This window comes from Nitrospira sp. (assembly GCA_035968315.1).
Taxonomy (GTDB): domain Bacteria; phylum Nitrospirota; class Nitrospiria; order Nitrospirales; family Nitrospiraceae; genus Nitrospira_D.
Window position 1 is genome coordinate 345,433 of the sequence record JAVYIN010000005.1, and the last position, 26,237, is coordinate 371,669.

Below are 26,237 nucleotides of genomic sequence, written 5' to 3' on the forward strand. Positions count from 1 at the left end.
TGACAGTCCTGATTCCCGGCTAGGATCGACTGCCTAGGTCTTCCAGAAGTTGCGCAATCTTGCCCTTCAGAATAGGCAAGTCGCGCTCAACAACATCCCATACGAGCTGAAGGTTGACGCCGAAATAATCGTGCGCCAGCTTGTCTCGCATTCCGGCGATGGGTTTCCAAGAAATGTCGGGATGAGCCTCTTTGAGGGGGGCCGATATGCGTTTGGTCGCCTCGCCAATAATTTCCAGATTTCTGACGACGGCATCCTGTGTTTTTCTGTCCGTGAAGAAACGATCCTTGCCGGCGGCAGTGTATTCCAGAATATATTGGATCGCGTCGCGAACGTGGAGCAGGTAGATGCGGTCATCCTTCATAGCGGAACGGCTTCGTCAAGGATGCGCTGTTCAAGGTAAGGACTCAGGCCCTCGTCGGTAAGGATATCCACTTTACGGTGCAGGACGGACTCTAGTTCCTGGCTCAGTTCGATCAAGTCCAGCAAGCTCCGTCCACGGTCCATCCGGACCAATAAATCGATGTCGCTGGCCGGGCCTGCCTCTCCGCGCGCCGCCGATCCGAACACACGCACATGGCGGGCGCCGTGTTGTGCCGCAAGCCGGAGAATATCGTTGCGCTTGGATTTCAGGACATCATCGGTCGTCATCGCGTCTCTCTGCTTTCCTTGTGGGGAGAATACTCATTTCGCGTAAATATGACAAGCAATCCAGCCTTCTGGCGAGGTGGAGGGTCGTCGAGTAGGTTTTGGGGGAGGGAGGAGGGTGGCGGTGGCGTGAGTGTCTCTCGTGAAACGCGAAGCGAATTTTGCAAGCAGGGATGAACCCTCGTTCTATTCGCCAAGAGACGAGCGACGTTTCACAAATTCAAGACGGTCATGTGCTGGGAAATGTTGAGTTGGAAAACCCTTATTTCTTTTGCGTGACCGAGGGCTGGTGGGACGAGATGCTGGTGCAATGGTTTGATATGCCGGAGAGGAGGAGCCATCCGAAGAGGAAGGCTGCTGCCCTGCCGCTGGGAAGAGCGACTTGCTGTCGGTGCTGATGCACGAGCTGGGGCATGGGATGGGTCTCGAGCATGTGAGCTCGGCGGTCGATGGATCCCGCTTATAAGTCAATAGTAATGCCTGACCCCATTTCCTGAAGTTGAATCAGGATCTTAGTGGAAAGGTTTTCTCCTCTCCGATGCACTTCATTGCTCATAGCCGTGGGACAGTCGTGAATAGTGAAATCGTGCAGAGATTGGGCACCGAAGTTCCATCCACGCTAGTACGGATGACGACCCTTGATCCGCATGACTTCAATCAGCCATCGCTCAAGGTTGATCGCGGGACCTTTACCAAAGATTTTATTCTTCTTGCAGGTGGGGCGATTGTAAATGGTCTAAAGAACCCAACTTTTGTCCAGCCTGCGGCTATCTTTGATGCAATCTTCAAAGGCATACCCAGTAACATCTTCTACGATGAATTCTATGATCCCGATGTCACGCGATGGAGCAATGTCATTTTTGCGGATAATTACTTTCAGGAAGCAGCAAAGGAAAGAGATGCACTAACCTTTACTCCAAACGGACGGGCACTATCTGGTTTTGAGATCAATGCTGCGCTGAGCGGGATTAAAAATGGGACACCAGGGAGAGCTCTATTTACTCAAGATGACTTTTCGAGCATACCGCTGCTGAGTCTGGAGGGTATCGGAGGTCCCCACAGCCGGGTGTGGAGATGGTATGCAGGAACGGTCGATCTCAGCCTTCCTACATTTGAATTCACATCCGCAAAAGGAGAGCCGATTTTCAGAAATCTCTACAATAATGTTTCAAGTTTTGTTGTTGCGCCAGGGGGAGCTCTGGGCACGAACGTTTCGGATCCATTTAAAGGATCAAAGATCCCCTGGTATGTCGCGCATGAGTATCCCCACAATGGCTTATTAACATTCCCGTTTGACCGTCCAGATTCGGTATGGGAGGGGATCGGTGAAGGATGGGCGTTTTCTCCTGGCGGTGGTGTGCAGTTCCTTGATTCTTCGTTAGTTGGGCGGGGGGTACAGTTTGACAACACTGATGGACCTATGAAGGCGATTGTTCATCCAAATGGTGAGGCCATTGAGACAATCTTTAACGGGAACTTTGAACACGGAAACTTACATCGTGCAGAGCGGTTCCCATCATATGAGACTAGCACTCCAGGATGGTCGCTACATCAGAGTCTCAGCGCTCAACTGACCACTAGCTTGAGACCCGTTGTCGTTGTTCCGAAAGTGAATGCATCTGGACAGGCGATAATTGAATCCAATGGATTGCAAGGCCATGCGGCATTCCTTGATGACTTGTTCGATTCTCAAATTGTGCATAACCGGTTATTCATTTCGCCCACAGCTCAGGCACTGCAGTTTGATTTTATGCTGTCGGCTGAATTGGGCGGGGATGGTCAAGGTGGGCAATCGACCCGTACGCCTGATGTGCGAATTTTTGCTCGTATCGACGGACAAGATTATGAACTTGGGCCGAAGGTAACGCCAACGCCTATAGCCGGTCAGTCAGGCTGGTTCCATACGGAGGTGTCGCTCATAGCCAGGCAGGATTTAGGAAATCCACAGAGCCCAAGTGTGGATTTGCACGGCAAGGTCACATCTCTTAGCTTCCGCTTGTCGATGACAGGCACCCTGCCTATCGTACGAGAACGTCCCGCGAGTCTGCTGCTTGATAACATCGCATTGCGATTACCAGGCTCACCAATCATGGCGGAGGCTGCCGCGCAGCCTAACATCAGCTCTGAAGTCCAGATTGCTCAGTCAGTGATAAATCCGTTTCTGGCAGTGGCCGCTGCTCAGTGGTCGGGGCTGTCAACGGGAACAAGTAACCTAATAGAGTTTCCAGATGGGATCGCTGGAAGTACGGCGGGGCTCTTCATGGTCTCGGCACCCGACTTCTCGTTCGATCATGTAGCGGCTAGTGGGAAAGTGAATGGCTCTCAGCAGGGTGGGCACACAGGAAGCTGTCAGGGTAGCCTCGACAATCAGCGTATCTTTGCGGACATCCGCCCCTCCATAGCCGGGGATGCTCTTGACGAGCGGTCCAGTGTCAACCAATCTGGGCTGAATGGTAATGCGTCGCTTGCCTCCAACAGCCATGCCGTTTATTCCCAGCCAGATACCGACTTGACTACTGTTCAAAGCTCCACTCTTTTGGGTTGCGTTATACATGAAGACGCTTCCCTCAAAGCCGACATCGTCGAATATAGATCCTTCATAGATAACGGTGTCGTCAGTATAATGGACTTCAATGTTGGCCTTGATTCTTCGGCCCCAAGCGGCAAGGGGGCCATCGCCAATTCTGAGATCTTCGATGTTCAGAAATTCTCGCTTGAGCCCTTCCAATTGGTCCCGGTTATCGTTGGTCATGGGTGTAGGTCTGTAAGGTCCAACCCCCTCTTCAACGCTGCACCCCACTTGAGCAACAGCGACAGCGAGAATCAAGGCCAACTTCAGCATAGTCCCTCCTTCGGTAGCCAAACTGTACCGACTGATCGGAATTTGGTCAACAATTCCGAAGCTATCAGCTCTCAGCCATCAGCTCTCAGCTTCGATCAACTCGCGCTGCTCAGTAAGGCCACCATTACAATAGCCGATCTGGCTGATGGGTACCTCGCGCTCACGACCGGCACCACGATCACGTTGGATACCGACGCCGCCGGCTATGGGTTGTTCGTGGATCCGACGCCATTCCTTAATGAGGAATGGCGTCCTCGTGAAACGTCAAACGTGAAAGGTGAAACGTCCGAAACGAATGGCGGGGCGTGGGAGTTCACAGCGCTGGATGTCAGTGCTGCCGTGTTGCTAGGCGGAGTGCACAATACAAGATCCGACCCTAATGGGCTCATTCAAGATATGCGAAGAACATGTGCCGGGCGTTTGCGAGGGGACGATTCAGAACAGGCTGGTCTGTTCCGGAGTCGGCGAGTCGATTTGTAGGGTCGGGCCTGTTGCTGGCTTGCCGGGTGCTGGTTCAGCCGGTTTCGTGTGTTTGTCGAGAAACTCCTTCAACTTCTTGAAATCTTCTTTCAAGGTCGGCAGCAGATTCCCTTGGTGCAGCGCCGCCGCCGGGTGCAGCAGCGGGAAGAGCACGAAGTCTTTCAGATAAAAGGCCTGGGCCTTCACCTTGGTAATCCCCACTTTTCGTTCCAGCAAGGTCTGCGTGGCCCAATTGCCGAGCGTGCAGACCAACTTGGGCCGGATCAACTGAATCTGCTGGAGCAAAAACGGCTTGCAGGTCTCGACTTCATCCGGCTCCGGATCGCGGTTATTCGGCGGACGGCACTTGATGACGTTGGCGATGTAGATCTGATCGCGCGACAAGTTCGCAGATTGCAGGAGATCGTTTAAGAGCTTTCCCGCCGCGCCGACGAAGGGCTCGCCCTTCTGATCCTCGTTGAATCCCGGCGCTTCCCCCACGAACATAATGTCGGCGTGTGGATTGCCGACGCCGAATACCACCTGGCTGCGCCCCAGTTTGGCCAGTTTGCAGCGCTGGCAATCGTGAAGGGAGGCGGCAAGATCTTGTAGTGGAGTGGTGGCCATGGGCGGTTTCCGTAAATGAGCTCGGGCATAGTAGGGAGGTGGAAAGGCGAAGTCAATTGATCGGTTCAGATAAAGGAATGCAGATAAAGAGGGGGAAGAGTGAGGGCCGGGGGTAGGAGTGCCCTTTTTTTTGAAATTTGTCGGTTTGGATCTTGACGTTTTTAATCGCCTGTTATGATGCAGGATTGCGTCACTTTTTCTCAGAAAACCATTGCCCCTGTGGATATTTCTTTTTTTGAGGCTCTCGAACTCGCACTAGGAGCGGAAAAATAATGTTGTCAAGCCAGTATTTCTTGGGAATGTATAAAAAACTATGGAATAAGAGGTCTGTCCACTACATATTGTGGTGCGGGTGACATGGCATCAATGCCTAATTCTTAGGCAATGTGGTCTCAACGCATCACAGTTCATGCATTCCTGTATGTAAAAAGGAACTTACACACAGGATTATCCACAGAAGGTGGGGACCGAGCGGTTCCATGCCAAAATAGGGGCGAATCGAAAAAAGTTGAGAGTTTTTCTTTTCTGCCAACTGGTATCGGCCAGCCATTCTAAGCTGCCGTTTAGAACATGATGAAAAAATAGAGTGGAGCCGTTTGATCTCTCAACGGATCACTCGCATATCGTCTTGGTGTGGAGTTTGCTAAAATACGCCGCCGGTTCACTCGGCGCGATCGATTCACCAGTTTGTGAGCATGTCATGGCATCATCACGGTCGTTGCAGTCTGTCACCGCGCTGGGGTGTCTCTTGGCCGGGCTGTCCGTGGCCGCAGGCGCCTTTGGCGCGCATATGCTGAAGAATATGCTGGAGCCGCCGATGCTGGCGGTCTTTGAAACCGCGGCGCGCTATCAGATGTACCATTCGCTTGGGATGGTGGCCGCGGGTGTGGCCGGACGGGCGTTCGATTGCCCAGGCGTGGCGCGGGCGGGTTGGTGTTTTGCCGCAGGGATGCTCCTGTTTTGCGGGAGCCTCTACGGCGTCTCGTTGTTGGGCATTCGCTGGCTTGGTGCGATCACGCCGATCGGGGGCCTGGCCTTTATCACCGGCTGGAGTCTTTTGGGCTGGTCTGTCTGGCGTGGGACGGTGGTCTCGCAAGAGTGAGGGCGCGCTCGGTCGTCGCGTTACGGTTTGCAGTCGCTGGTCCGTTTTCCGCTAATTGATCCCCATCCCCCTTGCGAGTTCACGAAGGTGCCTTCGAGGCCTCTTCCTTCCTTGGTGAACTGGAGGCTGTCTTCCTGAACTAGGCCGTTGCTTTCCCATCGGAGATAGACGTTCTCTCCCAGTACGATGACTTCGGTCAGCCCGGACGCGAGGGGATAGTCTGGCCCCGGAGGAGGGAAGAGCAGGGGGAATTTTTGTTCCTGATGATGCTGCTGGTGATTGTGAATGATCCATTGCCAGGTTCCGCAGAGCCGGCTGCGTCCGCGCACCGTCCGAACCCGGTCTTTCCAGGTCTTGAGCTGCCACCATTCCGCCATGGCGCGCTGTTGCGCGTCGAGCGCCAGCCGTCCTGCTGCCAGGGCTAGAGGCGTGCGGTCGGCCGCGGTTGCCTCCGGCTTTTCCCCGGCCAGCTGCGACAATTCCTTGGTCATCTGCGTGAGAACGGGCAGGGGCGAAGAGGTTTGGATCCAGTCCATCAGCGCCGGTGGAGGTGTAAAGACGGGGGTGGCCCGTTCGCTCAGGGATTGCGACAGGCGGTCGGCAATCTGCCACGCGGCAAGGTTGGCGATGAGCCGTTGGGCGGAACCCGTCAGCTCTTGGACTCCCAGCTCTTTGGCGACTTTAGCCGGAATCGTTTTGGCGGCCAGCGTCGTGGCGACGTCGTGCAGACCCAGCGCCGGGCCGACCTGCGTGACGAAGAGCCCCACAGCCTGTGCCTCTCCGGTGACGGCGCCGAGCTGCTCGCCGTATTTCTGCATGACGGGCAAGAGATCGGCTGGTCCTGCGGGAGATTCCGCTGCCTGTGCCGGCGGCAGAGCGCTCAGCGCACCGGGCAGCAATGTCAGAGTCAGTAGCAGCGTGGCGGCGGCAATCGAGTGTATTGAAAGGCGCATAGTGTGGCGTCTCAGCGGATTGGGTAAGAATCGGCGGATGGCGATCCGAATCACGTTCCTTGGAAACAGGTTTTGAGAAAGAGGGCGGTCCGTTCCCATGCGGCCGCGGTCGGCTCAGGCCGGTAGCTGTCGCGCTTCATCTCGTTGCAGAAGGCATGGGGCGCATCCGGATAGGTCTGGATCTCGACTTTCTTGCCGTATTCCGCGGCGGCGGCGCGCAGTTGCTCGGCATCGTCGGCGGTGGCCCAGGTGTCTTGTCCCGCTTGATGGTAGAGGATCGGGGATTGGACGTCCTTCATCAGCTCGCGCGGCTGGGGCGCTTTTCCGTAATAGGCGACGGTGGCGCGCAGGCGCTTCCGCTGCGCGGCAAAGCGCAGGGCGAGGGAGCCGCCCATGCCGTAGCCGACGACTCCGTGAATGTTCCGTTTGGCAAAGTCGCGTGTATTGAGATATTCGCAGCAGGAGTTGATGTCCTGCAGCACCAGGGTATCGTTGATTTTGGCCCTCAAGGCTTCAGCCACTTCGTCGTTGGCCGTGACCATGCCGCCCAGGCGGCCGTAGAGGTTGGGGATCACGACGACATAGCCTTCGCAGGCCAGGCGTGCGCCCAAATCCTTCATCTGTCCGGTCAGCCCCCATTGGTCATGGAGGAGCACGAGTCCGGGATAGATGTTTTTGTCTTGCGGCCAGAACAGAAGACTGTCGATTTGGTGCTCTTTGGGCATCCGCGTTTTGAAATAGGGATCGACCATCTGATCCGAATGGGTTGGGATCGGCACGCCACTTGGGAAGCGGGCGGCCCCGGTTCCGATTTGTTCCAGCGTAAAGGGGGCCGAATGTGTGGTCGTCATGGCGCTCGAACCTTTCTCAGCGGTCTCTGGTGCGAAGAATATGAAGCTGCGTCTCGTGAGTGGCCGACTATAGGCAACCGTTTGCGGGAATGTCAACGGAGCGGTGTCATGGTGGCGTGCGGGGAAGATTGTACGGAGACATTGACCCGTTTTCACATCCTGTCTAGAGTGTGCGGAGCTGGGAGGAGACATGTCGTCAACGCATTCGATCGGTCTTGGGCTCATCGGCGCCGGCCGCCATGGCATTCGCTATGCCCGCCACATCCTCCAGGATATTCCAGATGCCAGGCTGCACGCAGTCTGCCGGCAGCATCCTGCTCAGGGACTGGATCTTTCCGGCAGCGAGTCTGTCAGGATGTATGGATCGGTCAAGGAATTGATCGCCGACCCGCAGGTTCAGGCGGTCATCGTCGTGACGCCGCCGATTCTGCACAAGGAAATCTGTCTGGCGGCGGTGGCGGCGGGCAAGCCGGTGCTGATCGAGAAACCGCTGGCGACGACCTATCAAGACGCCTGCACGATGGTCGAGGCGGCGGTGAAGGCCGGCGTTCCGCTCATGACGGCGCAGACGCTGCGGTTTGATCAGACGATTCAATGGCTGCGGGCGGCCAAGCCCACGATCGGCCGTTCCCATCATCTTGTGCTGACGAGCCGGATTGAAACAAAGGGGCGCGATGCCACGCATGCCGATGGGTATGGCAAGCGGGGGGCGTTGCTGGAGTTCGGCGTGCATCTGCTGGATTTGGTCCGCTATGTGACGGGGGAGGAGATCCGTGCCGTGCGCTGTCTGATGGACCGGCTTCCGCCGGCCGCTCCGGAGACCTTGGCCATGGTGCATCTTCTCACGGACGGTGGCACGCAATGCGCCATCGAGGTGGCTCGTGTGGCCGCCGGACGTGTGGGACGCGTGGAATGGATTGGGTCAGAGGGGCAGCTGACGGCTGATTGGAGCAACCGCCAGCTGCGCTCGATTGTGCCGGCCGCCGCCGGTGAGGAGCAGACGGTCCCCCCGAGCCAGACCGTACTGGTCACGATCAGGGAGTTTCTGCGGGCGTTGGAACAGCACAGGCCTATGCCGATTACCGGCGAAGACGGGTGCCGTGCCGTGGAACTGGCAGAAGCCTGCTACCGGTCCGCAGAGGCCGGAGGAAGTCCGGTGACCTTGCCGCTGGCCAGCTAGCCTTCCGCGACGATATGGGTATCGGTCTCTTCGACCCCGTCAATGGAATGGACCTTGGTAATAACCACGTCCGACAGTGACCGCTCGTCTTGGACACTGATGAACACAAAGATGTCCGGCCGGCCGAAGCAGGAATGGGCCTGTTCAACGCCGGGGATCTTTTTCAACGCCTGCACGACGTCTTTCGTTTTTCCCGCCTTCACCTTGATCAGAATGTACGCCCTGGTTGCCATAGAAACCTCCTTGTGTCACATCGGACATGCGATGTCGTTGAACGGTGCACTTCCTTTAATAATTTGAACCGGCTCCCGGCATCTCCTTTCTGCGTGTGGCGAACACGGTCTTGAACTCCAGCCCGCGCCGGGTGAATGACTCCCGTGCCTCGCGCACCAGTTGCGTAAAACGGTGAAAGTCTTCCACGGAGAGATTGAATTGGCCGAACCCGGGAGCGAGGAGTTGTCGGGCCTCTTCCGCCGTACGGGCTTCCTCTTCGGCGAGCGCCTCAAGGATCTCCGCCGTCCATCCGGTCGCGCGAAGCGACGCCAGCCTCTCAGGCGCCTGTTCTCCATCGGAGGGCGCCAGGGCTTGGAGGGCAAAGGTTCGGACCGCCGCATCGTCGCTTTTCATAAAGACCGATTGAAATTGAATCGTCCACTTAATGATGTGTGTCGCTTCGCGTGAGTCTTCCGGGGGCAGCACGCCGGCATCCTGCAAGGTGGCCAGCGCAGCCATCACGGCGCCGATCTGGGGCGAAGACGCTTTTCCCGATCGCGGGGCTTGGACAAGGTGTGGCGTGGCCTGGCTTGGCGCGGGGGAGATGCCAATGAAGAATAGGCCGGCCAGCGCGATCAGCATTACCCTCGCAGCAGGGGACGGCTGTCTGGCCCTGGCGGCTTGCTGATCGAGACGAGAATCCCCTGGGGGAGTGGGCCAGAGGTGCATGCGGCTCATTATACAGAGTTGCCGGGAGCGGAGCTACCGCACGAGCAGGGTGCGCCGGTTCTCTTGAAACCGATGCCAGGACTTTCTATAATTCCGCGTCTCCCGGGCACAGAAAGGCTGTGAATGCATGCTGGCCAAGGTCGCGAGCGCTGCGCTCGTTGGTCTCGATGCCCATTTGGTTGACGTCGAAGTCGATATCTCCGGAGGGCTCCCGCAATTTTCCGTGGTGGGCCTGCCGGACGCGACGGTCCGGGAGAGCCGGGATCGTGTCCGCGCCGCGCTGAAGAATACCGGGTTTCATTTTCCCGCCAAACGCATCACCGTCAATCTCGCTCCTGCCGGAATCAAAAAAGAAGGCTCCGGCCTGGATCTGGCCATCGCCATCGGCATCTTGGTGGCGGAGGACATCATTCCGCAAGCTGCGCTCGACCGGCGGGTCCTGCTGGGGGAGCTCTCGCTCGATGGCCGGATCAAGCCGATTGTGGGGGCCTTGTCGTTTGGGTTGGCGTGCCGCAAGGGCTATGAGCTTCTGCTGCCGGCGGAGAATGGGCCTGAGGCGGCGCTCGTCGAGGGGGTGACGGCCTATCCCATCCATACCCTTCCTGAGGCGGTCGAGTTTCTGAAAGGGGCGCACGCGTTGTTGCCGTCCGTCTCGAATCGGATGCATCTGGAGTCGCTTCGCCCGGCGGAGGATGAAGACTATGCCGATGTGCGGGGGCAGGATCATGCCAAGCGGGCGTTGGAAGTGGCGGCGGCCGGCGGCCACAATCTGCTGATGATCGGCCCGCCGGGATCCGGCAAGACGATGCTGGCGAGGCGGCTGCCATCCATCTTGCCCATCATGGAATTGGATGAAGCGATTGAAACGACGCGAGTGCACAGTGTGGCGGGGCAACTGGCGCCGGAGCGGCCCCTGCTCATGGTGCGGCCCTTTCGGGCGCCGCACCACAGTATTTCCGATGCGGGCCTGGTCGGCGGGGGAGCCGTTCCCAAACCGGGTGAAGTGTCGTTGGCCCACAATGGGGTGCTGTTCCTCGATGAATCGCCTGAGTTCAAGCGGCCGGTGCTGGAGGGCTTGCGGCAGCCCCTCGAAGACGGGCATGTGACTCTGACGAGAGCCAGCGGGTCCTTGCGCTATCCCGCCCGGTTTATGCTGATCGCCGCGATGAATCCCTGTCCCTGCGGGTATTACGGCGACCGGTCGCGCCCCTGCGTCTGCACCGTGCCGCAGATCCGCCGCTACCGGGCGAAACTCTCCGGTCCCTTGTTAGACCGGCTGGATCTTCATTTAGAGGTGCCGCCGGTGCCGGTGCGGGAGCTGCGGACTGAACAGCCGCCCAGCGAAAGCTCCGCCGCCATTCGCGCGCGCGTACTGGCCGCCCGCGAGCGCCAGCGGGCCCGCTACACGTCCGATGGCATCTATACAAATGCCCAGTTGAAGCCCAGACTCGTGAAGCGGTATTGTGGACTGTCCACCGCGCCCCAGGAACTCCTGGAACAGGCCATGGCGAGGCTGCATTTGTCCGCGCGCGCGCACGGACGGATTTTGCGGGTGGCCAGGACGATTGCCGATCTCGCGGCCGCGGAGAAGATCGAGGTCGCGCATATCGCCGAAGCGATTCAATATCGGGCGCTCGATCGGACCATTGAGGGATAAGACCAGCCGTGTTTCCCACAATTAAAGTATTTCTCTGGTGGTTCGTGGTGGGGGCGACGATGGCGTTGTCGGTGCTCATGCTCCAGGGCGGGATTCGCGATGTCATGCAGGCGCAGGGGTCGGTGTGGACGCTCAAGCTCGCGGAGCTCTTGACGACGGTGATCGGCGGCGGGCTCTTGGGCGGCTGTATCGCCTTGATCCTCGATCGGATTAAGAAATCATAGCGCAGGGTTCGGTGCACCCCGAACCCGCATCAGGTAAAGGGGAATCATGGATCTTCAAATCGGGTCGAATCTCTATCGCAATACGGACGGGACGATCGAAGTCGAAGGCGTGCCGCTCATGCAAGTGGCGCAGCATCCCTCCACCGGCGCGTTGCTGGTGAGCTTCGCCTTGTTCGATCAGACGGGGAAAATGCTGGTGAAGATGGTCGATAGCAATATTACGTTCAATGAACGGCGGGCGTACGATGTCACGAAGACTCCCAAGACGGTCCTGCTGAAGGAAACGGCGACGGGGAAAGTGCTGCTTCAGGTCGAGGCCAAGGCGCCCAACGTCGTGATTTTCTCCAAAGGCGAATTTCTCACGATGAAAGGGCACACCCTCGAAGTGTCGGCGAAGGAGTGGCGGCTCGACAAGCTCAAGACCAGCGGTGTGACGCAGGATCAAAAAGGCGGGTCGATTGTGATCGGCTAGGGGAGGGCGATCAGCCCTCCGCCGTCACCGTCGGGATAATGACCAGCCCCTGTTCTTTCATATCCACGGACGCCGTATCGCCGTCGCGCAATTCCCCCTTGACCAAGAGCCGGGCCAGGGGTGTTTCGAGTTCCTGCTGAATGAGCCGCTTCAGCGGCCGCGCGCCGTACACCGGATCGTAGCCTCGTTCTCCCAAATGGGCCAGCGCCGCCGCCGAGATCGCCAGCGTAATGCGGCGTTCGGCAAGCCGGGCTTTCAACCGTTCCAACTGAATCCCGACAATCTTCACCAGCTGGGCGGATGCCAGCGGATGGAAGACGACCGCCTCATCGACCCGGTTCAGAAACTCCGGCCGGAAATGCTGCCGGAGCTCGCCCATGACGACCTCCCGCATCTGCTCATAGGTGGCGCCGGTTTGTTGCGATTCCAAGATCTGCGGGCTGCCGATATTCGAGGTCATGATGAGGACCGTATTCTTGAAATCGACGGTCCGGCCTTGGGAATCGGTCAAGCGCCCGTCATCGAGCACCTGGAGGAGGACGTTGAAGACATCGTGGTGCGCTTTTTCGATTTCATCGAAGAGCACGACGCAGAAGGGCCGGCGCCGCACCGCTTCGGTCAGCTGGCCGCCTTCCTCGAAGCCCACATAGCCGGGAGGGGCCCCGATCAAGCGGGCGACGGTATGCTTCTCCATATATTCGGACATATCGATCCGAATGAGGTTGTTTTCATCATCGAAGAGGACCGAGGCCAGCGCGCGGGCGAGTTCGGTTTTGCCCACGCCGGTCGGGCCCAGAAACAGAAAGGAGCCGATCGGCCGGTTGGGATCCTTGATGCCGGATCTGGCGCGCAGCACGGCATCGGCCACCGCCCGGACGCCTTCATCCTGCCCCACCACCCGTTGATGCAGCAGGTCTTCGAGCTTGAGCAGTTTGTCCGATTCGCCTTCCATCAGTCGTGACACGGGGATGCCGGTCCACCGGCTGACGACGGCGGCAATCTCATCCTCATCGACTTCTTCCTTCAGCAAGCGGTTCTCATGCTGCTTCTTGCCCAGCGAGGTTTGTTCGACCGCCAGTTCCCGCTCCAAACGGGGGAGTTCGCCATAGCGGAGTTCCGCCACGCGATTCAGATCATAGGCGCGCTCCGCCTGCTCGATCTTCAGTTTCACCGCTTCAATCGCCTCACGGATTTTCCGCAGGTGTCCCACGGAAGCCTTCTCCGATTCCCACTGCGTTTTGAGCGCCTGTCCGGTCCGTTGTTTGTCGGCGAGCTCGCTTTCCAGTGCCGTCAAACGGGCCGCGCTGGCCTGATCCTTTTCTTTTTTGAGCGCTTCGCGTTCGATTTCCAGCTGGAGTACTTTGCGCGAGACTTCGTCCAATTCAGCCGGCAGGCTGTCGATTTCCGTCCGGAGCCTGGCCGCCGCTTCATCGACCAGGTCGATGGCTTTGTCCGGGAGGAACCGGTCCGCGATATAGCGATGCGACAGCTTCGCGGCGGCGACGAGGGCGCCGTCCTTGATGCGCACGCCGTGGTGGATTTCGTAACGTTCTTTGAGGCCGCGGAGAATGGACACCGTATCCTCAACGGACGGTTGATCGACCAAGACCGTTTGGAACCGCCGTTCGAGCGCCGCATCTTTTTCGATATGTTTGCGATATTCGTCGAGCGTGGTGGCCCCGATCAGGTGCAGCTCGCCGCGGGCGAGCATCGGCTTCAACAGATTGGCCGCATCCATGGACCCTTCGGCCGCGCCGGCGCCCACGACGGTATGCAGCTCGTCGATGAACAGGAGGATTTGTCCCTGTGACGATTGGATTTCCTTCAAGACGGCTTTGAGCCGTTCTTCAAACTCGCCCCGGAATTTTGCGCCCGCGACCAACGCGCCCATGTCGAGCGCGATGACCCGCTTGTGTTTCAAGCCTTCCGGCACATCGCCTTTAATAATGCGGATGGCCAGCCCTTCGACGATGGCGGTTTTGCCGACGCCCGGTTCGCCGATCAGGACCGGATTGTTTTTCGTTCGGCGGGAGAGAATTTGGATCACCCGGCGGATTTCGTCGTCCCGGCCGATCACGGGATCGAGTTTCCCTTGCCCCGCCAGCTTGGTCAGGTCGCGGCCGTATTTTTCGAGCGATTGGTAGGTGCTTTCCGGATCCTGGCTGGTCACGCGCTGATTGCCGCGCACCTGTTGCAGTCCGGCTAACAGACGGTCTCTGGTCACACCCAGCTTCTTGAAGATGCCGCCTTCCTGCACCATGGCGAGCAGGAGATGTTCCACGCTGAGATAGTCGTCTTTCAACGCGGTGCGCTCGTCTTCCGCCTTCGCGAGGACCTGGCTGAGCCGGCTGGTGACATGGATTTGCCCCGGGCTGCCGGTGGCGCCTTGTACCTGGGGCAGTTTATTCAGCGCCTGCTCGGCCGCTTGCCGCGCGGCAGATACGGCAACCCCTGCTTGTTCCAACAAGGCGGATGTCGTTCCCCCTTCCTGCTCCAGCAAGGCGAGTAACACATGTTCGACATCAATTCCTTGATGGTTGCGCCGCATGGCATGGGAAGACGCGGCCTGTAAGGCGTCCTGCAGCTTCACCGTCATCCGATTCATATCCATGGGGCTATTCTCCCGGTTCGTTTCAATAATTGTCTGGTACTTGTTCAATAAGCACGGGCTGGAACGAGTCAAGCCATGGGGGCAGGAGATTCTGGCTGTCCGCAATGGAATCTTGACCGTCAGGGCGATCCAGACTATGGTGCGCATTCGGATTTTGATCGAACCACGTGGGATGACGAGATATGACAAACCCGCTGACGTCGCTGATCGCGCTCTATCGAGACGCACTCCATTCGACCGGACAGTCTTTGCGCCGTGGGTGGATCGCCATGCTGGCGCTGGTCGGATTTGCCGCCTTGTTTGTGGGCATTTCCCGGATCGCCGGTCCCTTGGGAATGGCCGGCGGTTTTATGCTCGGCGCCGCCAATGCCCTGCTGGTCGGGGCCACCTTGCATTTGATCGAACAATCGCTCAGCCGGGCGCGGACGCTTCAATTTCAGGACATTCTCGACAGCTTCGGGCATTATTTCTGGGATGTCATTGGCGTGGGATTTGTGCTCTGGCTTCCTATCATGGCGCTCGATATGGGCACGCAGGCCAATCCCTACGGCCAGTTTCTCTCGTCCGCCTGCCTCGTGCTCCTCTTTATCCTGCTCAACCCGGCGCTCGAGGTTATTTACCAAGTCCGGCACGATTCCCCCCTCGATGTGTTCAAGACCTCCTATGAGTTTGTGCTGGAAAATTGGATTGAATGGTTTCTGCCTTTCGGCCTGTTGATGCTTCCCGTCGTGCTTTCGCCAACCGGGCTGCGGGAGTTTGTCTCGTTGTCGAGCCGGCTTGGCCGTGGGGCAGGGCTCGATTTCTTTCAATTGCTGATTTTGCCCTTTACGGTGCTCGGCGGATGGTTTTCCTACCTGGGGTTTTCCGCCGACGCCTATTGGATTCTCGCCATCCTCCTCACTCCTCCTGTCGCCATGAGCATTCTCCTCTTTCGTGGCCATCTCTTTGCATTACTACATGGATCATCTCGCCGTCAGCGCCTCTTTGCCCGTGGGTTCGACCCGGGGCGTTAGGGGATCGGCGAGAGCAGTGGCTCTCAGAATGTCCTTATCCATTGCGGCAATGCAGTAGTGGGCCTTTCACCCCAACGTCCCGTGACGATCACCCGCTCAGCGAGCTGAGGCAGGACGCGCGCTTGAGTCGAGAAGTGAAATAGTGTATGGGTTTTCCTACACCTGGATCAGGTTTTCCCTTTTCTCCGCGGACGGAAGGTTCCCGAGGCGTGCAGTTATCGATTTTCTGGCGGCTGGTTCTGACCTGCCTGGTCATCATTGTCGTGATGGCCGGCGTGAATTTGTATGCGCTGTTTCAGCTCCGGCAATTGACGGCGCTGAGCACCGATATGGTGCTGTCCCATTATCCGGCGGTCGATGCGGCAAAGCGCCTTCAAGCGGGGCTGTATGAACAGTTGAACAGCGAAAAGAAGTATCTGGCGACTAAAGACCAGACGTTTCTGAAGAATTTCAACGAAGAGGTGGAAGAGTTTCAACGAAGCCTCCAGCAGTTGCGGGCACAAGAAACCGTGTCGCCGGGGGTCTCGCGGTTGCAGGAAACCGGCCGTCTGTTTCAGGAGCGGCTGGTGCTGGCGCATGAGGAGTTTTCGCGTGTCATCGAACAGTCCGCCTCGGGGTCGCCGGCTTATGAAGCCCGCCGCGATCTCCTGATGGACCAGATGACGGCCTCCATTCAGGGCTACATGGATCTGCACGAAGCGCGCATCAGTGCGGGGGTGAGCGAGTCGCGTGCGCGCGCCGCGCAGGCCGAGGCGGCGACGGAGCAGCTGGTGCTGGTGGCCTTGGTGTTCGGTCTCGGATTGGCGGGGATTGCCAGTTACAGCATTCTCTTCCCGCTGCGCCAGCTGCAGGGCCATATCAAGCAGATCGGACAGGGCCATTTCGGCACGCCGCTTCAGATTTCCGCGCCGCCGGAATTGCGGGACCTCGTGGATACGGTGAACTGGATGGGCGAGAAGCTGCAAGAGCTGGATGATATGAAAGCGGAGTTTCTGGCGCACGTCTCGCACGAATTGCGCACGCCGATGGCGTCGATCCAGGAGGGGACGCATTTGTTGCTCGACGAAATCCCCGGCCCATTAAAGGCGGACCAGCGCACCACGCTGCTGATCATGGCGGACAGCAGCCGGCGTCTGATTCATCTGATCTCGACGATACTTGACCTCTCCAAGATGGAAGCCGGTATGATGGAGTACCGTATCGTGCCGACCGAATTGCGCCGGGTGGCCGATATTTCCGTCAAAAAGGTGCAGTTGCTGGCGGATTCCAAGCATGTGCAGGTGTTTGTCGAGCATCCGGAGGAACGGCTGTGGGTGAAGGCCGATACCGCGCGCATTGAGCAGGTGCTGGATAACCTCCTGTCCAATGCTTTGAAGTTCAGCCCGGAAGGCAGTGCCGTCAAGATTCAGATCACGCCGGACTTCAAGGGCGGCACGCTGGAGGTCGCGGTGTCGGATTCCGGTCCCGGTATTGCGACGGAAGATCTCCCGCATATTTTTGAACGGTTCTATCAGGGCAAGAATAAGCCGAAGCATGCCTTGGCCGGCAGTGGATTAGGATTGGCGCTGGCCAAAAAGGTGGTGGAGGCGCACGGGGGGCGAATTTGGATCGAGAGCGAGGCCGGGAAGGATACGACGGTGCGTTTTGTTCTGCGGCTGACCAAGCCTGGGGGAGCAAATTGAGCATGTCCAGGATGAGAGCCGCAGGATGGACGATTCCCCTGGCGATGGTCTTCAGCGGGTGCGCGCTGTGGACATCCCCCTTGCCGAGCCACCAGCCCTATTTCACTGTGGACCCGGTAGACGCCAAGGCCTATCAAGCCCTGATTAGGAAACAAGACGGTTTAGCGGCAAAATGCAATGAAACCAGCTCCTGCGATCATGTGTACTTTACCCGCGCGCTCTTGGGACTCTATGAAAGCCGCGACGTCGCGGAGAAATACTTTGGGCGGGTGCTGGCCGTAGCCCCCAAGAGCCGTCTGGCGGCCTCCAGTCAAGCCTGGCTGCAGTTGCTGCAGGAGCGGACCGTGCAAAAAGAGCAATCCTGGGCCCAAGCGGTCCTCATCGCGCCGGCGCTGGCTGAGGCGCATGCGTCGCTCAATCATGTTGCGAACCGGCTTGTGCGGGATTTGCTGGACCGGGAAATCGTCACGCAACAATTGCGCGTGCTGAAAGAAACCGATGCCCAAACGGTCGAGTCGTTACAGCGGGAGCTGGCCGACCTTGAGCGGAAAATCGAGTTGCTGACGTCGAGGAAGGACCGGGACAGTCAAAAGTCCGAGCCGGTTTCCGTGCACGCGCTGCAAAAGCAATTGCAGGAGCGGGACAAGAAGATCGAGGAATTGTCTGCCCAGCTGGAGGCGCTGAAGCGGATCGATCAAGAGATGCGGGAGAAGGTTCGTCCGATCCGTCCCTCTGTGGGCGGTCTCCCGGTGCCAAATCCTGACCTAACCCCATAAGGAACACCATGGAGCACGAACATATTTTAGTCGTTGACGATGACGAGGGCTTGCTGCACCTCCTGAAAATGCGCCTGTCGGCCATGGGGTTTGCCGTCACGCCCTGCACGACCGGGAAGGCGGCGCTGGCAGAGGCGAAAAAAATGATGTTTAACCTCGCCATTACCGATTTGCGCCTCAATGGAGAAAACGGGCTGGAAGTGACCGAAGAGTTGCTTCGCCTTCATCCGGAACTGCCCGTGATTATCCTGACCGCGCATGGGAGCATTCCCAATGCGGTCGAGGCCATGCAGCGGGGTGCCTTCGGGTATCTCACCAAGCCGTTCGATGACAAGGAATTGAAAGCGACGATCGAGAAAGCGCTGTCCCAACAGCGCATGAGCCTGGAAATCCAGCGGCTCAAATCCCTGGTCAAGGAGCTGTACGGACTTGAAAACGTGGTGGCCCGCAGCCCCGCCATGCAGCAGCTGTTTCAGCAGGTCGCGCAAGTGGCCGATTCGGATGCGACGATTCTGCTCTATGGCGAGACTGGCACCGGCAAGGAGGTGATGGCGCGGGTCATCCACACCAATAGCCGGCGCAGCAAGGGGCCCTTTGTCGCGTTGAACTGTGCGGCCATCCCGGAAATGCTGTTTGAAAGTGAGTTGTTTGGACATGTCCGCGGCGCCTTCACCAGCGCGCATGGCCCGAAGAAAGGGCTTTTTCAAAGCGCGAACGGCGGCACGCTGTTTCTTGACGAAATCGGGGAGATGCCGCTCTCGATGCAGGTGAAATTGCTGCGCGCCGTGCAGGAGCGGGAGGTGCGCGAGGTGGGGTCCGAACTTTCCACAAAGATCGACGTCCGCATCATTGCCGCCACCAATAAAGATCTTGGGGAAGCGGTCAAGAACGGCAGCTTCCGAAACGATTTGTACTACCGTCTTTCGGTGGTCCCGCTGTTCATTCCACCGCTTCGCGACCGGCGTGATGACATTCCGCTCTTGGCGCAGCATTTTCTGAAGATGAGCGTCAAGCGGGCCAATAAGGATGTGCGCGGGTTTACTCCTGCGGCGCTCCACCGGCTGATGATCAATCCCTGGGCCGGCAATGTTCGAGAGCTGGAGAATGCCATCGAAAAAGCCGTCGTGCTGTCCCGTCAGGACATGATTACGCCGGATCTGCTCCCGTCGGTGAGCGCGTCCGCTGACACGCCGTTGAAGCCGCTCACGGAGGCGAAAGAGGAATTTGAGCGCACCTACCTCAAGAACGTCTTGCAGCTGACGGGGGGGAATATCTCGCGGGCGGCTCAGTTTGCGGGCCGGTATCGGGCGGATTTCTATAAAATGCTGCGAAAATATGGCCTGCACCCATCGACGACCAAAGGGATGGCGGCCGAGGAAGAAATAGAGGAGCTAGAGGGGGATCCGAAGCTCATTGAGTCTTAAGGGATTAGTGAGATCTGTCGCGTAAGTGCCAGAATTTTCAGGAAATGTGCTGATTTTGCTGCTATGTCGTAAAGTGTGGAGCTGGCGAGAGGAATTGAACCTCCAACCAGCGGTTTACAAAACCGCTGCTCTGCCATTGAGCTACGCCAGCCCGTCTATATAGATGTGTCGAAGAGACCTGAGAACAGCGCACCCTAACAACTCCGTAAAGATGCTGTCAAGAAATTCCCCCCTCTTTCGTATCGCCTCTAGTGCGATCGTCTCCCTTGCATTGTAGGGCCTCGGCACATTAATCTAAGCCAAATTCAGCCTGATCTGCACCGGAACGAAACGCGATGTCTCAGACCCACATTCTCATTATCGACGATGATCAAGCGGTTCGCGAGGTTTTGGAAGAAACCCTCACGAATGAGGGCTATGCGGTGTCTGTCGCGGAGGACGCGACCAGCGGTGTCCAAATGGTCAAGGATCACCCTGTCCAGATCGTCATCACGGATTTTCAATTGCCGGACTTTGATGGTCTTGAAGTCATCGATCGCATCAGCCGAATCGATGCCAAAATCATTCCCATTGTGATGACGGGGTTTGGAACGGTGGAGTGCGCCGTGCGGGCGATGAAAGCGGGCGTTATCACCAAGCCCTTCGATCCGGATACGGCTATCGTCGTCGTCAAGAAAGCGGTAGAGTTTCAGCGCCTCCGCCAGGAAAATCATCTCCTTCGAAAAGCGGTCCGCGATCAATACCGGCTGGAACAGTTGATTGGCGTCAGCGAGCCGATTCGCCAGGTGCTCGATTTCGTGGAGAAGGTGGCGGATAGCGACAGTACCGTGCTGGTCCAGGGAGAAAGCGGAACCGGCAAGGAACTGGTCGCGCGGATGCTCCACTTCAACAGCTCGCGCAAAGATCGTCCGCTGGTTCCCGTGAATTGCGGCGCCATTCCTGAAAATCTGCTGGAGTCGGAACTGTTCGGCCATGAGAAGGGCGCCTTTACCGGCGCGGCCCATACCAGAATGGGCCGGTTCGAAATGGCCAACGGGGGGACGATTTTTCTCGACGAAATCGGTGAAATGAGCCTTCCGCTGCAGGTTAAGCTGCTGCGCGTGTTGCAGGAGCGCGCTTTCGAGCGGGTCGGCGGCAACCGGACGATTCAAGTCGATGTGCGCATCGTGGCGGCGACGAATCAGGATCTTGAGAAAATGGTGGAGGAAAAGCGGTTTCGGCAGGACCTCTATTATCGCCTCAATGTGATTCCGATTGTGACCCCGCCCTTGCGGGACCGGCGCAGCGATATCCCCTTGCTCGTCGAGCATTTTCTCACGCGTTTCAATCAGACGAAACGCACGCATGTGACGGGTTTTGCGCCAGAGGCGATGGGCTTTCTGGCAGCGTATGATTGGCCCGGTAATATTCGGGAGTTGGAGAATATGGTGGAGCGGCTGGTGGTCCTGAAAAAAGAGGGCCTCTTGACCGTGATTGATTTGCCGGAAAAAATTCGCCACAAACCCGCGCGTCCCGCGGAAATGAAAGAGCAGTTCATTCGCTTCACTGAAGACGGCATTCATCTCTCCAACGAAGTGGAGCAGTATGAAAATCAGCTGATCGTCGAAGCCTTGCGGAAGGCGAACGGCGTCACGGCGAGAGCCGCGCAGCTGCTCCACGTCAATCGGACAACCCTCGTCGAAAAACTCAAACGCAAAGGCTTTGACGCCAAAGCCCAAGTCGACGCGCTCTCGAACTAGCCATCCCCCCGTTGTCAATTCATTGACTGTCTCATCTTCTGTGCTGTCGAGAGTTTTGACGGCGCCAGGGGAATGGTCACGGCCGCAACCCGCCAGGCGGCCGTTTTTGCCCAGTAAATCAAATGCGATAGGGAGGGCATGGTCTTTGCTGAATAAGCCAATCCGTGAAGTCATCACGATTGGTTTGGACACAATTGATCCTCGCGCTGCTTGTGTGGTGTGTCGAGCGTTCCCTCGCGTTCGGTGAATCGCCAACCGCTCAACCTGCCGCCTCCTCGACGATACTGCCGTCTGCTGCGGGGCAGCCGGAGCAGATCGAGTTGCCGGGCCAGCCTCTGCCCGATGACGGGCCTCGGCTGGAAGGCCATTCACAGGGGATGGATAGTCTGGCCTTGCAGGAGGGCATCAGCGCGTATAAGAAAGAAGACTGGACGCAGGCGCGCCGCCACTTCGAAAAAGTGTTGGCGCAGCAGCCCTCCAGCTCCTTGGCTCCCTCGGCCCTCGCGTTTCTGGCGGAATCGTTTCTTCTCGAAGGCGCCTCTAACACGCATCGCCTGAATGCCATCAACCAGTATAAGACGTTGGTGCTGGAGTATCCGCAATCGGATAATGCGCTTCGCGCCGAGTGGCGCATCGCCGATCTCTATCTGCAGCAAGCCTGGTATCACGAGGCCCAATCGATGTATGAGCGGGCCATGGCTCATAGCCCCAACACGCCGGATGGCCACCGGGCGTTGCTGGGGCTCGGGTATACCTTTCTGGCATTGAAGAAATGGACCGAGGCCGGACAGGCCTTTGAGAATGTCCGGAAGCAGAGCCGGTATGAACAGGTGCTCATGCCGGCAACGGTTGGCTTGGCCCACAGCCTGTTTCGGCAGCGGCGCTTTCGTGACGCGCGTGTGCTGTATGACTTGAGCTATCGGCGATGGCCTGCGGCCGTTCGGATCGACCCGATGGTGCTGCAGCGATATGCCGCGATTGAAATGGACGCGCAGCATGGCGGGCTCGGGAGAGAGCTTCTCCTGCAGTTTTATAATGTGATCCCTCGCCATCCCGATGCGCCGGGCGCTCTGTTGCGTCTTGCCGATAGTTTGCTGGCATCGGATCATCGCCCTTCGGCCGAACTCTTTCTTGATTTTGTGGCGGGCCACTATCGCGGTTCGGAAGCCGGGGATTTGGCGCAGGTTCGGCTGGCGGCATTGGTCTCCGAGCGCCTGCATCAGGCCGGGGGGCAGCGGCTCGGCTTGAATGTATTCGAAACGATTCATCATGGATCTGAGGAAGGGTTTGCCGCGCTCGATTTTGAAACCCGCATGCGAGCGGTGGCCAAGCAATACGACCGCCATGCGATCGGGAGCGAAGCGCTGTTGTATTTGGCCCGGTATCATGAACGCCGCGACGAGATTCCGCAGGCGCTCTCCGTGTACAAGGAAATCGTAGAGCGCGGGGAGAGGGCTCCGGAAGATCCCTGGCCGATAACAGCGTCGAGGCGGCTGGCTACGCTGTTGCAGCCCTGGATGGAAGCGGCCGCCCGCTCGCAGGACGATGTCACCTTGATCAGCCTCTTTCAGCGTCATGGGCCCGCTGGCGAGCGGCACTATCTCGCCTCTCCGCTCCTGCTCACGATTGCCGATGCGCATCGGCGCCTGGGGTTTATCGGCGAAGCCGGGCGGCTCTATCAGGCGTTGGTGAAGGCGAACAAGCTGCCGGCGCTCACAGAGGAGGCCTTGGTCAGTCTCGGCAAAACCTATCTTGATCAGCACGATCCGGCCGCGGCGAGAGGCGTGCTGGAGCGGGCACGCCTCCAGTTTCCCGATGGCCGCTTTCAGTCCGAAGGGTTGCGGCTGCTCGTGACCGCGATGATGGAAGAGCAGGACACGGCCGGGTTGTTGCACTTCTGCCGCCAGTGGATTCTCCGCCATCCACGCCATCCGGAACGGCCCTGGATGTATCAGCAACTGGCGGCCGTCCTTCTCCAGATGAAGAAGCCCGACGAAGCGGTGCTGGCGGTTGAGGAAGCGTTTAAAGCGGGCGCGCCGAAATCCGTGGCCGCCCTGATGGCCTATGCCGATCTGTTGTCACAATTAAAACGCCATGAACAAGCGAACGAGGTGTACCACACGGTCATCGAGAAGAAACCGTCCCCCGCGCAGATCGACTGGGCCAGGCTCCAGATCGCGCGCGGGTGGCGGGCCTTGAAACAGTACGATCGCGCCACGGTCGCCTTGGCGGAATTGGGGCAGAGCGAGGATCAATTGCTCACGCGCTTTTCGGCTCACTATTACGACGTCATCCGGCAGGCGCGGCAGCAGCCGAAGGAGGAGGGACTATGACGCCACCGTCCGCGGCGCATCCGGCCGAACGCGATCTCTTGCAACAAGCCTTTCAGACCTTCGATCAAGCCGCCCATACGCTCCAGCAATCCTATTCGACGCTGACGCAGCGGATCGAGCAAATGGATGTGGAACTCGCGCAGAGCAACGACGCGTTGCGGGCCCAGTTGCGCGAGAATGAGGCCATGCGGCTGCATCTCAGCGGCATTCTCAACTCCCTGACAACCGGCGTGCTGGTGTTGGACGATGCGGGGAAGATTACCCGGGCGAATGCCGCGGCGGTGACGCTATTGGGTGTCACGCAGGAGGCTCTTCTGGAGCAGCCGGTCGCGCAGGTGTTGGAGCGCCTGCATGTCTGCGTCAGCGGGCATCCTCAACGTGTCGGGCAGAGACTGCTCACGCTGTCGCGGAGTGCGATGGAGGCCTCTTCAGGGAGTCCCTCCGGAAGCCTCTTGCTGGTGCATGACGTATCGCAGATGTGTGAATTGGAAGAGCGCCTTCAGCGGCAGCACCGTCTTGCCGCCATGGGGGAAATGGTCGGGCGCATTGCGCATGAGATTCGGAATCCCCTCGGCAGCGTGGAATTGTTCGCGTCGATGTTGCGCCGTGACCTGCACGAGATGCCGAGGAGTCTGGGGTACGCGGAACAGATCTCACAGGCCGTGCATGGGCTCGACCGGTTGTTGTCAAATTTGCTGCTGTATACGAGGCCGGAACGATCCTCCCGCGCCTGGCACCGGATTGAACCGCTGGTTCTCGATGCCTTGTCGCTGGCCTCACACGCCATGGCCAAGAGCGCGGTCGATATCCGGTTGAATCTGGATCCTCGGATTCCCTCACTCTGGTGCAACGAGGGCCAGCTCAAGCAGGTGCTGCTCAATCTGATTCTCAATGCCGTCCAGGCGATGCCGGCAGGAGGCCGGTTGACGCTGGCCCTTACCGGGATGGCCGATCAACCGCTCGGAGAGCCGTCGATTCGCATGACCGTCACGGATTCGGGCCAAGGGATCGATCCGGCCAACCGGCAGCGCATTTTCGACCCCTTCTTCACGACCAAGGATGAGGGAACCGGCCTGGGCCTGGCCATTGTGCATGCCATTATCGATGCCCATCACGGGCGCATCGATGTGGAGAGCCGGGTCGGTGAAGGCACCACGTTCACCATCCTGCTCCCGCAACCGGCGGGCGGCGATGATGTGACGACTGATCGTTGCGAGATGGCCGGCGTGACGGCTGTCTCACCCACCCCTGACGCCCGCAAGATGGAGGATCGCCGCCATGACTGACCGAGAGTTGCTGACAGATGCCCCTGAGACCATTGAGCGGGTGCTGATCGTTGATGATGAGCCGTCGATGCGCACGGCGCTCATGGAAACGGTTCGCCGTCTTGGCTATGAGGTGCAGGGCGCGGTCGACGGCGCCGATGCGCTGGACCGGCTTGTCCGGTTCAAGCCCTGGCTGGTTCTCACGGATCTGAAGATGCCCCGCATGACCGGCTTGGACCTGATCAAGGAGATCAAGGCGCGCGCGCCCCAGACGATGATCGTGCTCATGACCGCCTATGGCACGGTGGAGACGGCGGTTGAGGCCATGAAGTACGGAGCCAGCGATTATATCCTCAAACCGTTCTCGATGGATTTGCTGGAGCGTATCATTCTGAATTTGAAAGACGGCCGCGAAACCGAATCGCCCACCTCGCCCGTGGCGGTCGAAGGCCGGGCGATCCTTACGCAAGATCCCGGCATGGTCCGGCTCTTGAGCACGGTGGAAGGGGTGGCGGCCAGTCAAGCCACGGTCTTGATCAATGGCGAAAGCGGGACCGGAAAGGAGTTGCTGGCAAGATTTATCCACGCCCGCAGCCCTCGCGCCCATCGCCCCTTTATCGCGGTGAATTGCGCCGCCTTGCCGGACGGGTTGCTGGAGAGCGAGCTGTTCGGCCATGAGCGGGGCGCCTTTACGGGGGCGATGCTGAAGAAAATCGGAAAATTCGAAATGGCCCATACCGGCACCATCTTGCTGGACGAAATCAGCGAGATGAACCTGGGGTTGCAGGCCAAGCTCTTGCGCGTGTTGCAGGAGCGTGAAGTCGATCGCATTGGCGGACGGGATCCGATTCCCGTCAATATCCGGGTCATTGCCACCACGAACCGCACGCTGTATCGCGAAGTGGAGCAGGGGCGGTTTCGGGAGGATCTGTACTATCGGTTGAACGTATTTCCCATCACGGTGCCGCCCTTGCGCGAACGGCCTGCCGACATCGCCTTGCTGGCCCGGCATTTTTCCGGGACGGCAGCCACGCGCAACGGGCTTCCGCAGCCTAGTCTTTCCGACGCGGCGCTCGCGCATCTCCAGACGCTCCCCTGGAAAGGCAACGTGCGTGAACTGGAAAATGTGATGGAGCGGGCCGTGCTTTTGGCCGGGCAGGGGACGATCCTTCCGGCCCATCTCCCGTCAGGACAGCCGGATCAGATGGCGATGCCCGCACAGGCCCCGGCGTCAGCCGCGCCTCCGGTGCAGACGCTCATCAACGGATCTCTCTGGGAAATGGAGCGGGAGTTGATATTCAAAACTTTGGCGCGTGTCAAAGATAACCGCACGCATGCGGCCAAAGAATTGGGCATCAGCATTCGCACCTTACGCAATAAGTTGCGCGAATACCGGGAGACGGAGCGTCCGCTGTCGGTGTGACGGGGCTAAATAAA

22 protein-coding genes and 1 tRNA gene are annotated in these 26,237 nt (G+C 58.7%); 14 read left to right on the forward strand and 9 right to left on the reverse strand.

The features are described 5' to 3' along the window. Positions 1-19 precede the first annotated feature (19 nt). Together RI101_05225 and RI101_05230 are read right to left on the reverse strand one after the other, a co-directional pair. Positions 20-364 (reverse strand): DUF86 domain-containing protein, encoded by a 345-nt coding sequence (locus tag RI101_05225; GenBank protein ID MEC4889443.1) that lies wholly within the window; start codon positions 362-364, stop codon positions 20-22. Beyond that, positions 361-651, reverse strand: a complete 291-nt coding sequence (locus tag RI101_05230; protein ID MEC4889444.1) for a nucleotidyltransferase family protein — start codon at positions 649-651, stop codon at positions 361-363. Before RI101_05230 ends, RI101_05225 begins: the two co-directional genes overlap by 4 nt. Positions 652-1,276: 625 nt before the next feature. Between RI101_05230 and RI101_05235 the strand changes: the two genes are divergently transcribed. Beyond that, the gene (locus RI101_05235) at positions 1,277-3,970 is read left to right on the forward strand and encodes a hypothetical protein (protein MEC4889445.1); all 2,694 of its coding nucleotides are present in this window, start codon (positions 1,277-1,279) and stop codon (positions 3,968-3,970) included. On the opposite strand, the gene RI101_05240 is transcribed toward RI101_05235, so the two are convergent. Beyond that, positions 3,926-4,576, reverse strand: a complete 651-nt coding sequence (locus RI101_05240; GenBank protein MEC4889446.1) for a uracil-DNA glycosylase — start codon at positions 4,574-4,576, stop codon at positions 3,926-3,928. The two genes, RI101_05235 and RI101_05240, sit on opposite strands and share 45 nt — an antisense overlap. Before the next feature lie 700 nt (positions 4,577-5,276). On the opposite strand from RI101_05240, the gene RI101_05245 reads away from it, so the two are divergent. Then, complete coding sequence (locus RI101_05245; GenBank protein MEC4889447.1) at positions 5,277-5,678, forward strand: DUF423 domain-containing protein; 402 nt, start codon at positions 5,277-5,279, stop codon at positions 5,676-5,678. Positions 5,679-5,698: 20 nt separating this feature from the next. Here RI101_05245 and RI101_05250 read toward each other — a convergent pair whose 3' ends face one another. Together RI101_05250 and RI101_05255 are read right to left on the reverse strand one after the other, a co-directional pair. Then, a complete protein-coding gene (locus RI101_05250) occupies positions 5,699-6,631 on the reverse strand; it encodes a hypothetical protein (protein ID MEC4889448.1) in 933 nt (310 codons plus the stop codon). Positions 6,632-6,681: 50 nt separating this feature from the next. Further along, the gene (locus RI101_05255) at positions 6,682-7,482 is read right to left on the reverse strand and encodes a dienelactone hydrolase family protein (GenBank protein MEC4889449.1); all 801 of its coding nucleotides are present in this window, start codon (positions 7,480-7,482) and stop codon (positions 6,682-6,684) included. A 190-nt stretch (positions 7,483-7,672) separates the two neighbouring features. Here RI101_05255 and RI101_05260 point away from each other — a divergent pair, with 190 nt between their 5' ends. Then, positions 7,673-8,662, forward strand: a complete 990-nt coding sequence (locus RI101_05260; GenBank protein MEC4889450.1) for a Gfo/Idh/MocA family oxidoreductase — start codon at positions 7,673-7,675, stop codon at positions 8,660-8,662. Here the strand turns inward: RI101_05260 and RI101_05265 are convergent. Continuing rightward, positions 8,659-8,895 carry an Lrp/AsnC ligand binding domain-containing protein gene (locus RI101_05265; GenBank protein MEC4889451.1) on the reverse strand — a complete coding sequence of 79 codons (237 nt, stop codon included), beginning with the start codon at positions 8,893-8,895 and terminating at the stop codon, positions 8,659-8,661. The two genes, RI101_05260 and RI101_05265, sit on opposite strands and share 4 nt — an antisense overlap. Positions 8,896-8,950: 55 nt before the next feature. Then, entirely contained in the window at positions 8,951-9,604 is a 654-nt protein-coding gene (locus RI101_05270) for a hypothetical protein (protein MEC4889452.1), read from the reverse strand. A gap of 127 nt (positions 9,605-9,731) precedes the next feature. On the opposite strand from RI101_05270, the gene RI101_05275 reads away from it, so the two are divergent. From RI101_05275 to RI101_05285, 3 genes are read left to right on the forward strand one after another with little or no spacing between them, the layout of a single operon-like run. Next, positions 9,732-11,261 carry a YifB family Mg chelatase-like AAA ATPase gene (locus RI101_05275; GenBank protein MEC4889453.1) on the forward strand — a complete coding sequence of 510 codons (1,530 nt, stop codon included), beginning with the start codon at positions 9,732-9,734 and terminating at the stop codon, positions 11,259-11,261. Positions 11,262-11,269: 8 nt separating this feature from the next. Beyond that, positions 11,270-11,485, forward strand: coding sequence for a hypothetical protein (locus tag RI101_05280; GenBank protein ID MEC4889454.1), 216 nt, complete (start codon positions 11,270-11,272; stop codon positions 11,483-11,485). Between the two features lie 46 nt (positions 11,486-11,531). Next, on the forward strand, positions 11,532-11,957 hold the full coding sequence (locus RI101_05285; GenBank protein ID MEC4889455.1) for a hypothetical protein: 426 nt from the start codon (positions 11,532-11,534) through the stop codon (positions 11,955-11,957). A gap of 10 nt (positions 11,958-11,967) precedes the next feature. Here RI101_05285 and clpB read toward each other — a convergent pair whose 3' ends face one another. Then, the gene (gene clpB / locus RI101_05290; protein ID MEC4889456.1) at positions 11,968-14,568 is read right to left on the reverse strand and encodes an ATP-dependent chaperone ClpB; all 2,601 of its coding nucleotides are present in this window, start codon (positions 14,566-14,568) and stop codon (positions 11,968-11,970) included. Between the two features lie 182 nt (positions 14,569-14,750). On the opposite strand from clpB, the gene RI101_05295 reads away from it, so the two are divergent. The 4 genes from RI101_05295 (at position 14,751) to RI101_05310 (ending at position 19,463) form a co-directional block, all read left to right on the forward strand. Beyond that, positions 14,751-15,581 carry a hypothetical protein gene (locus RI101_05295; protein MEC4889457.1) on the forward strand — a complete coding sequence of 277 codons (831 nt, stop codon included), beginning with the start codon at positions 14,751-14,753 and terminating at the stop codon, positions 15,579-15,581. A 209-nt stretch (positions 15,582-15,790) separates the two neighbouring features. Beyond that, positions 15,791-17,263 carry an ATP-binding protein gene (locus RI101_05300; protein ID MEC4889458.1) on the forward strand — a complete coding sequence of 491 codons (1,473 nt, stop codon included), beginning with the start codon at positions 15,791-15,793 and terminating at the stop codon, positions 17,261-17,263. A gap of 2 nt (positions 17,264-17,265) precedes the next feature. Further along, positions 17,266-18,039 carry a hypothetical protein gene (locus tag RI101_05305; GenBank protein ID MEC4889459.1) on the forward strand — a complete coding sequence of 258 codons (774 nt, stop codon included), beginning with the start codon at positions 17,266-17,268 and terminating at the stop codon, positions 18,037-18,039. An 8-nt stretch (positions 18,040-18,047) separates the two neighbouring features. Next, entirely contained in the window at positions 18,048-19,463 is a 1,416-nt protein-coding gene (locus RI101_05310; protein MEC4889460.1) for a sigma-54 dependent transcriptional regulator, read from the forward strand. A gap of 76 nt (positions 19,464-19,539) precedes the next feature. Here RI101_05310 and RI101_05315 read toward each other — a convergent pair. Next, positions 19,540-19,614, reverse strand: a tRNA-Thr gene (locus tag RI101_05315). A 184-nt stretch (positions 19,615-19,798) separates the two neighbouring features. Here RI101_05315 and RI101_05320 point away from each other — a divergent pair. The 4 genes from RI101_05320 to RI101_05335 all read left to right on the forward strand — a co-directional run bounded on the left by RI101_05320 (position 19,799) and on the right by RI101_05335 (position 26,223). Then, the gene (locus RI101_05320) at positions 19,799-21,202 is read left to right on the forward strand and encodes a sigma-54 dependent transcriptional regulator (protein MEC4889461.1); all 1,404 of its coding nucleotides are present in this window, start codon (positions 19,799-19,801) and stop codon (positions 21,200-21,202) included. A 164-nt stretch (positions 21,203-21,366) separates the two neighbouring features. Further along, positions 21,367-23,535: a tetratricopeptide repeat protein gene (locus tag RI101_05325; protein MEC4889462.1), complete on the forward strand. Its 2,169-nt coding sequence runs from the start codon at positions 21,367-21,369 to the stop codon at positions 23,533-23,535. Continuing rightward, complete coding sequence (locus RI101_05330; GenBank protein ID MEC4889463.1) at positions 23,532-24,821, forward strand: ATP-binding protein; 1,290 nt, start codon at positions 23,532-23,534, stop codon at positions 24,819-24,821. Before RI101_05325 ends, RI101_05330 begins: the two co-directional genes overlap by 4 nt. Continuing rightward, positions 24,814-26,223 (forward strand): sigma-54 dependent transcriptional regulator, encoded by a 1,410-nt coding sequence (locus RI101_05335; GenBank protein ID MEC4889464.1) that lies wholly within the window; start codon positions 24,814-24,816, stop codon positions 26,221-26,223. Before RI101_05330 ends, RI101_05335 begins: the two co-directional genes overlap by 8 nt. Positions 26,224-26,237: the final 14 nt, after the last annotated feature.

Excerpts from the sequence above, each read along its gene's own strand:
- RI101_05225 (MEC4889443.1), bottom strand. The coding sequence starts at position 364 with ATGAAGGATGACCGCATCTACCTGCTCCACGTTCGCGACGCGATCCAA.
- RI101_05230 (MEC4889444.1), bottom strand. The coding sequence starts at position 651 with ATGACGACCGATGATGTCCTGAAATCCAAGCGCAACGATATTCTCCGG.
- RI101_05235 (MEC4889445.1), top strand. The coding sequence starts at position 1,277 with ATGACGACCCTTGATCCGCATGACTTCAATCAGCCATCGCTCAAGGTT.
- RI101_05240 (MEC4889446.1), bottom strand. The coding sequence starts at position 4,576 with ATGGCCACCACTCCACTACAAGATCTTGCCGCCTCCCTTCACGATTGC.
- RI101_05245 (MEC4889447.1), top strand. The coding sequence starts at position 5,277 with ATGGCATCATCACGGTCGTTGCAGTCTGTCACCGCGCTGGGGTGTCTC.
- RI101_05250 (MEC4889448.1), bottom strand. The coding sequence starts at position 6,631 with ATGCGCCTTTCAATACACTCGATTGCCGCCGCCACGCTGCTACTGACT.
- RI101_05255 (MEC4889449.1), bottom strand. The coding sequence starts at position 7,482 with ATGACGACCACACATTCGGCCCCCTTTACGCTGGAACAAATCGGAACC.
- RI101_05260 (MEC4889450.1), top strand. The coding sequence starts at position 7,673 with ATGTCGTCAACGCATTCGATCGGTCTTGGGCTCATCGGCGCCGGCCGC.
- RI101_05265 (MEC4889451.1), bottom strand. The coding sequence starts at position 8,895 with ATGGCAACCAGGGCGTACATTCTGATCAAGGTGAAGGCGGGAAAAACG.
- RI101_05270 (MEC4889452.1), bottom strand. The coding sequence starts at position 9,604 with ATGCACCTCTGGCCCACTCCCCCAGGGGATTCTCGTCTCGATCAGCAA.
- RI101_05275 (MEC4889453.1), top strand. The coding sequence starts at position 9,732 with ATGCTGGCCAAGGTCGCGAGCGCTGCGCTCGTTGGTCTCGATGCCCAT.
- RI101_05285 (MEC4889455.1), top strand. The coding sequence starts at position 11,532 with ATGGATCTTCAAATCGGGTCGAATCTCTATCGCAATACGGACGGGACG.
- clpB (MEC4889456.1), bottom strand. The coding sequence starts at position 14,568 with ATGGATATGAATCGGATGACGGTGAAGCTGCAGGACGCCTTACAGGCC.
- RI101_05295 (MEC4889457.1), top strand. The coding sequence starts at position 14,751 with ATGACAAACCCGCTGACGTCGCTGATCGCGCTCTATCGAGACGCACTC.
- RI101_05305 (MEC4889459.1), top strand. The coding sequence starts at position 17,266 with ATGTCCAGGATGAGAGCCGCAGGATGGACGATTCCCCTGGCGATGGTC.
- RI101_05310 (MEC4889460.1), top strand. The coding sequence starts at position 18,048 with ATGGAGCACGAACATATTTTAGTCGTTGACGATGACGAGGGCTTGCTG.
- RI101_05320 (MEC4889461.1), top strand. The coding sequence starts at position 19,799 with ATGTCTCAGACCCACATTCTCATTATCGACGATGATCAAGCGGTTCGC.
- RI101_05330 (MEC4889463.1), top strand. The coding sequence starts at position 23,532 with ATGACGCCACCGTCCGCGGCGCATCCGGCCGAACGCGATCTCTTGCAA.
- RI101_05335 (MEC4889464.1), top strand. The coding sequence starts at position 24,814 with ATGACTGACCGAGAGTTGCTGACAGATGCCCCTGAGACCATTGAGCGG.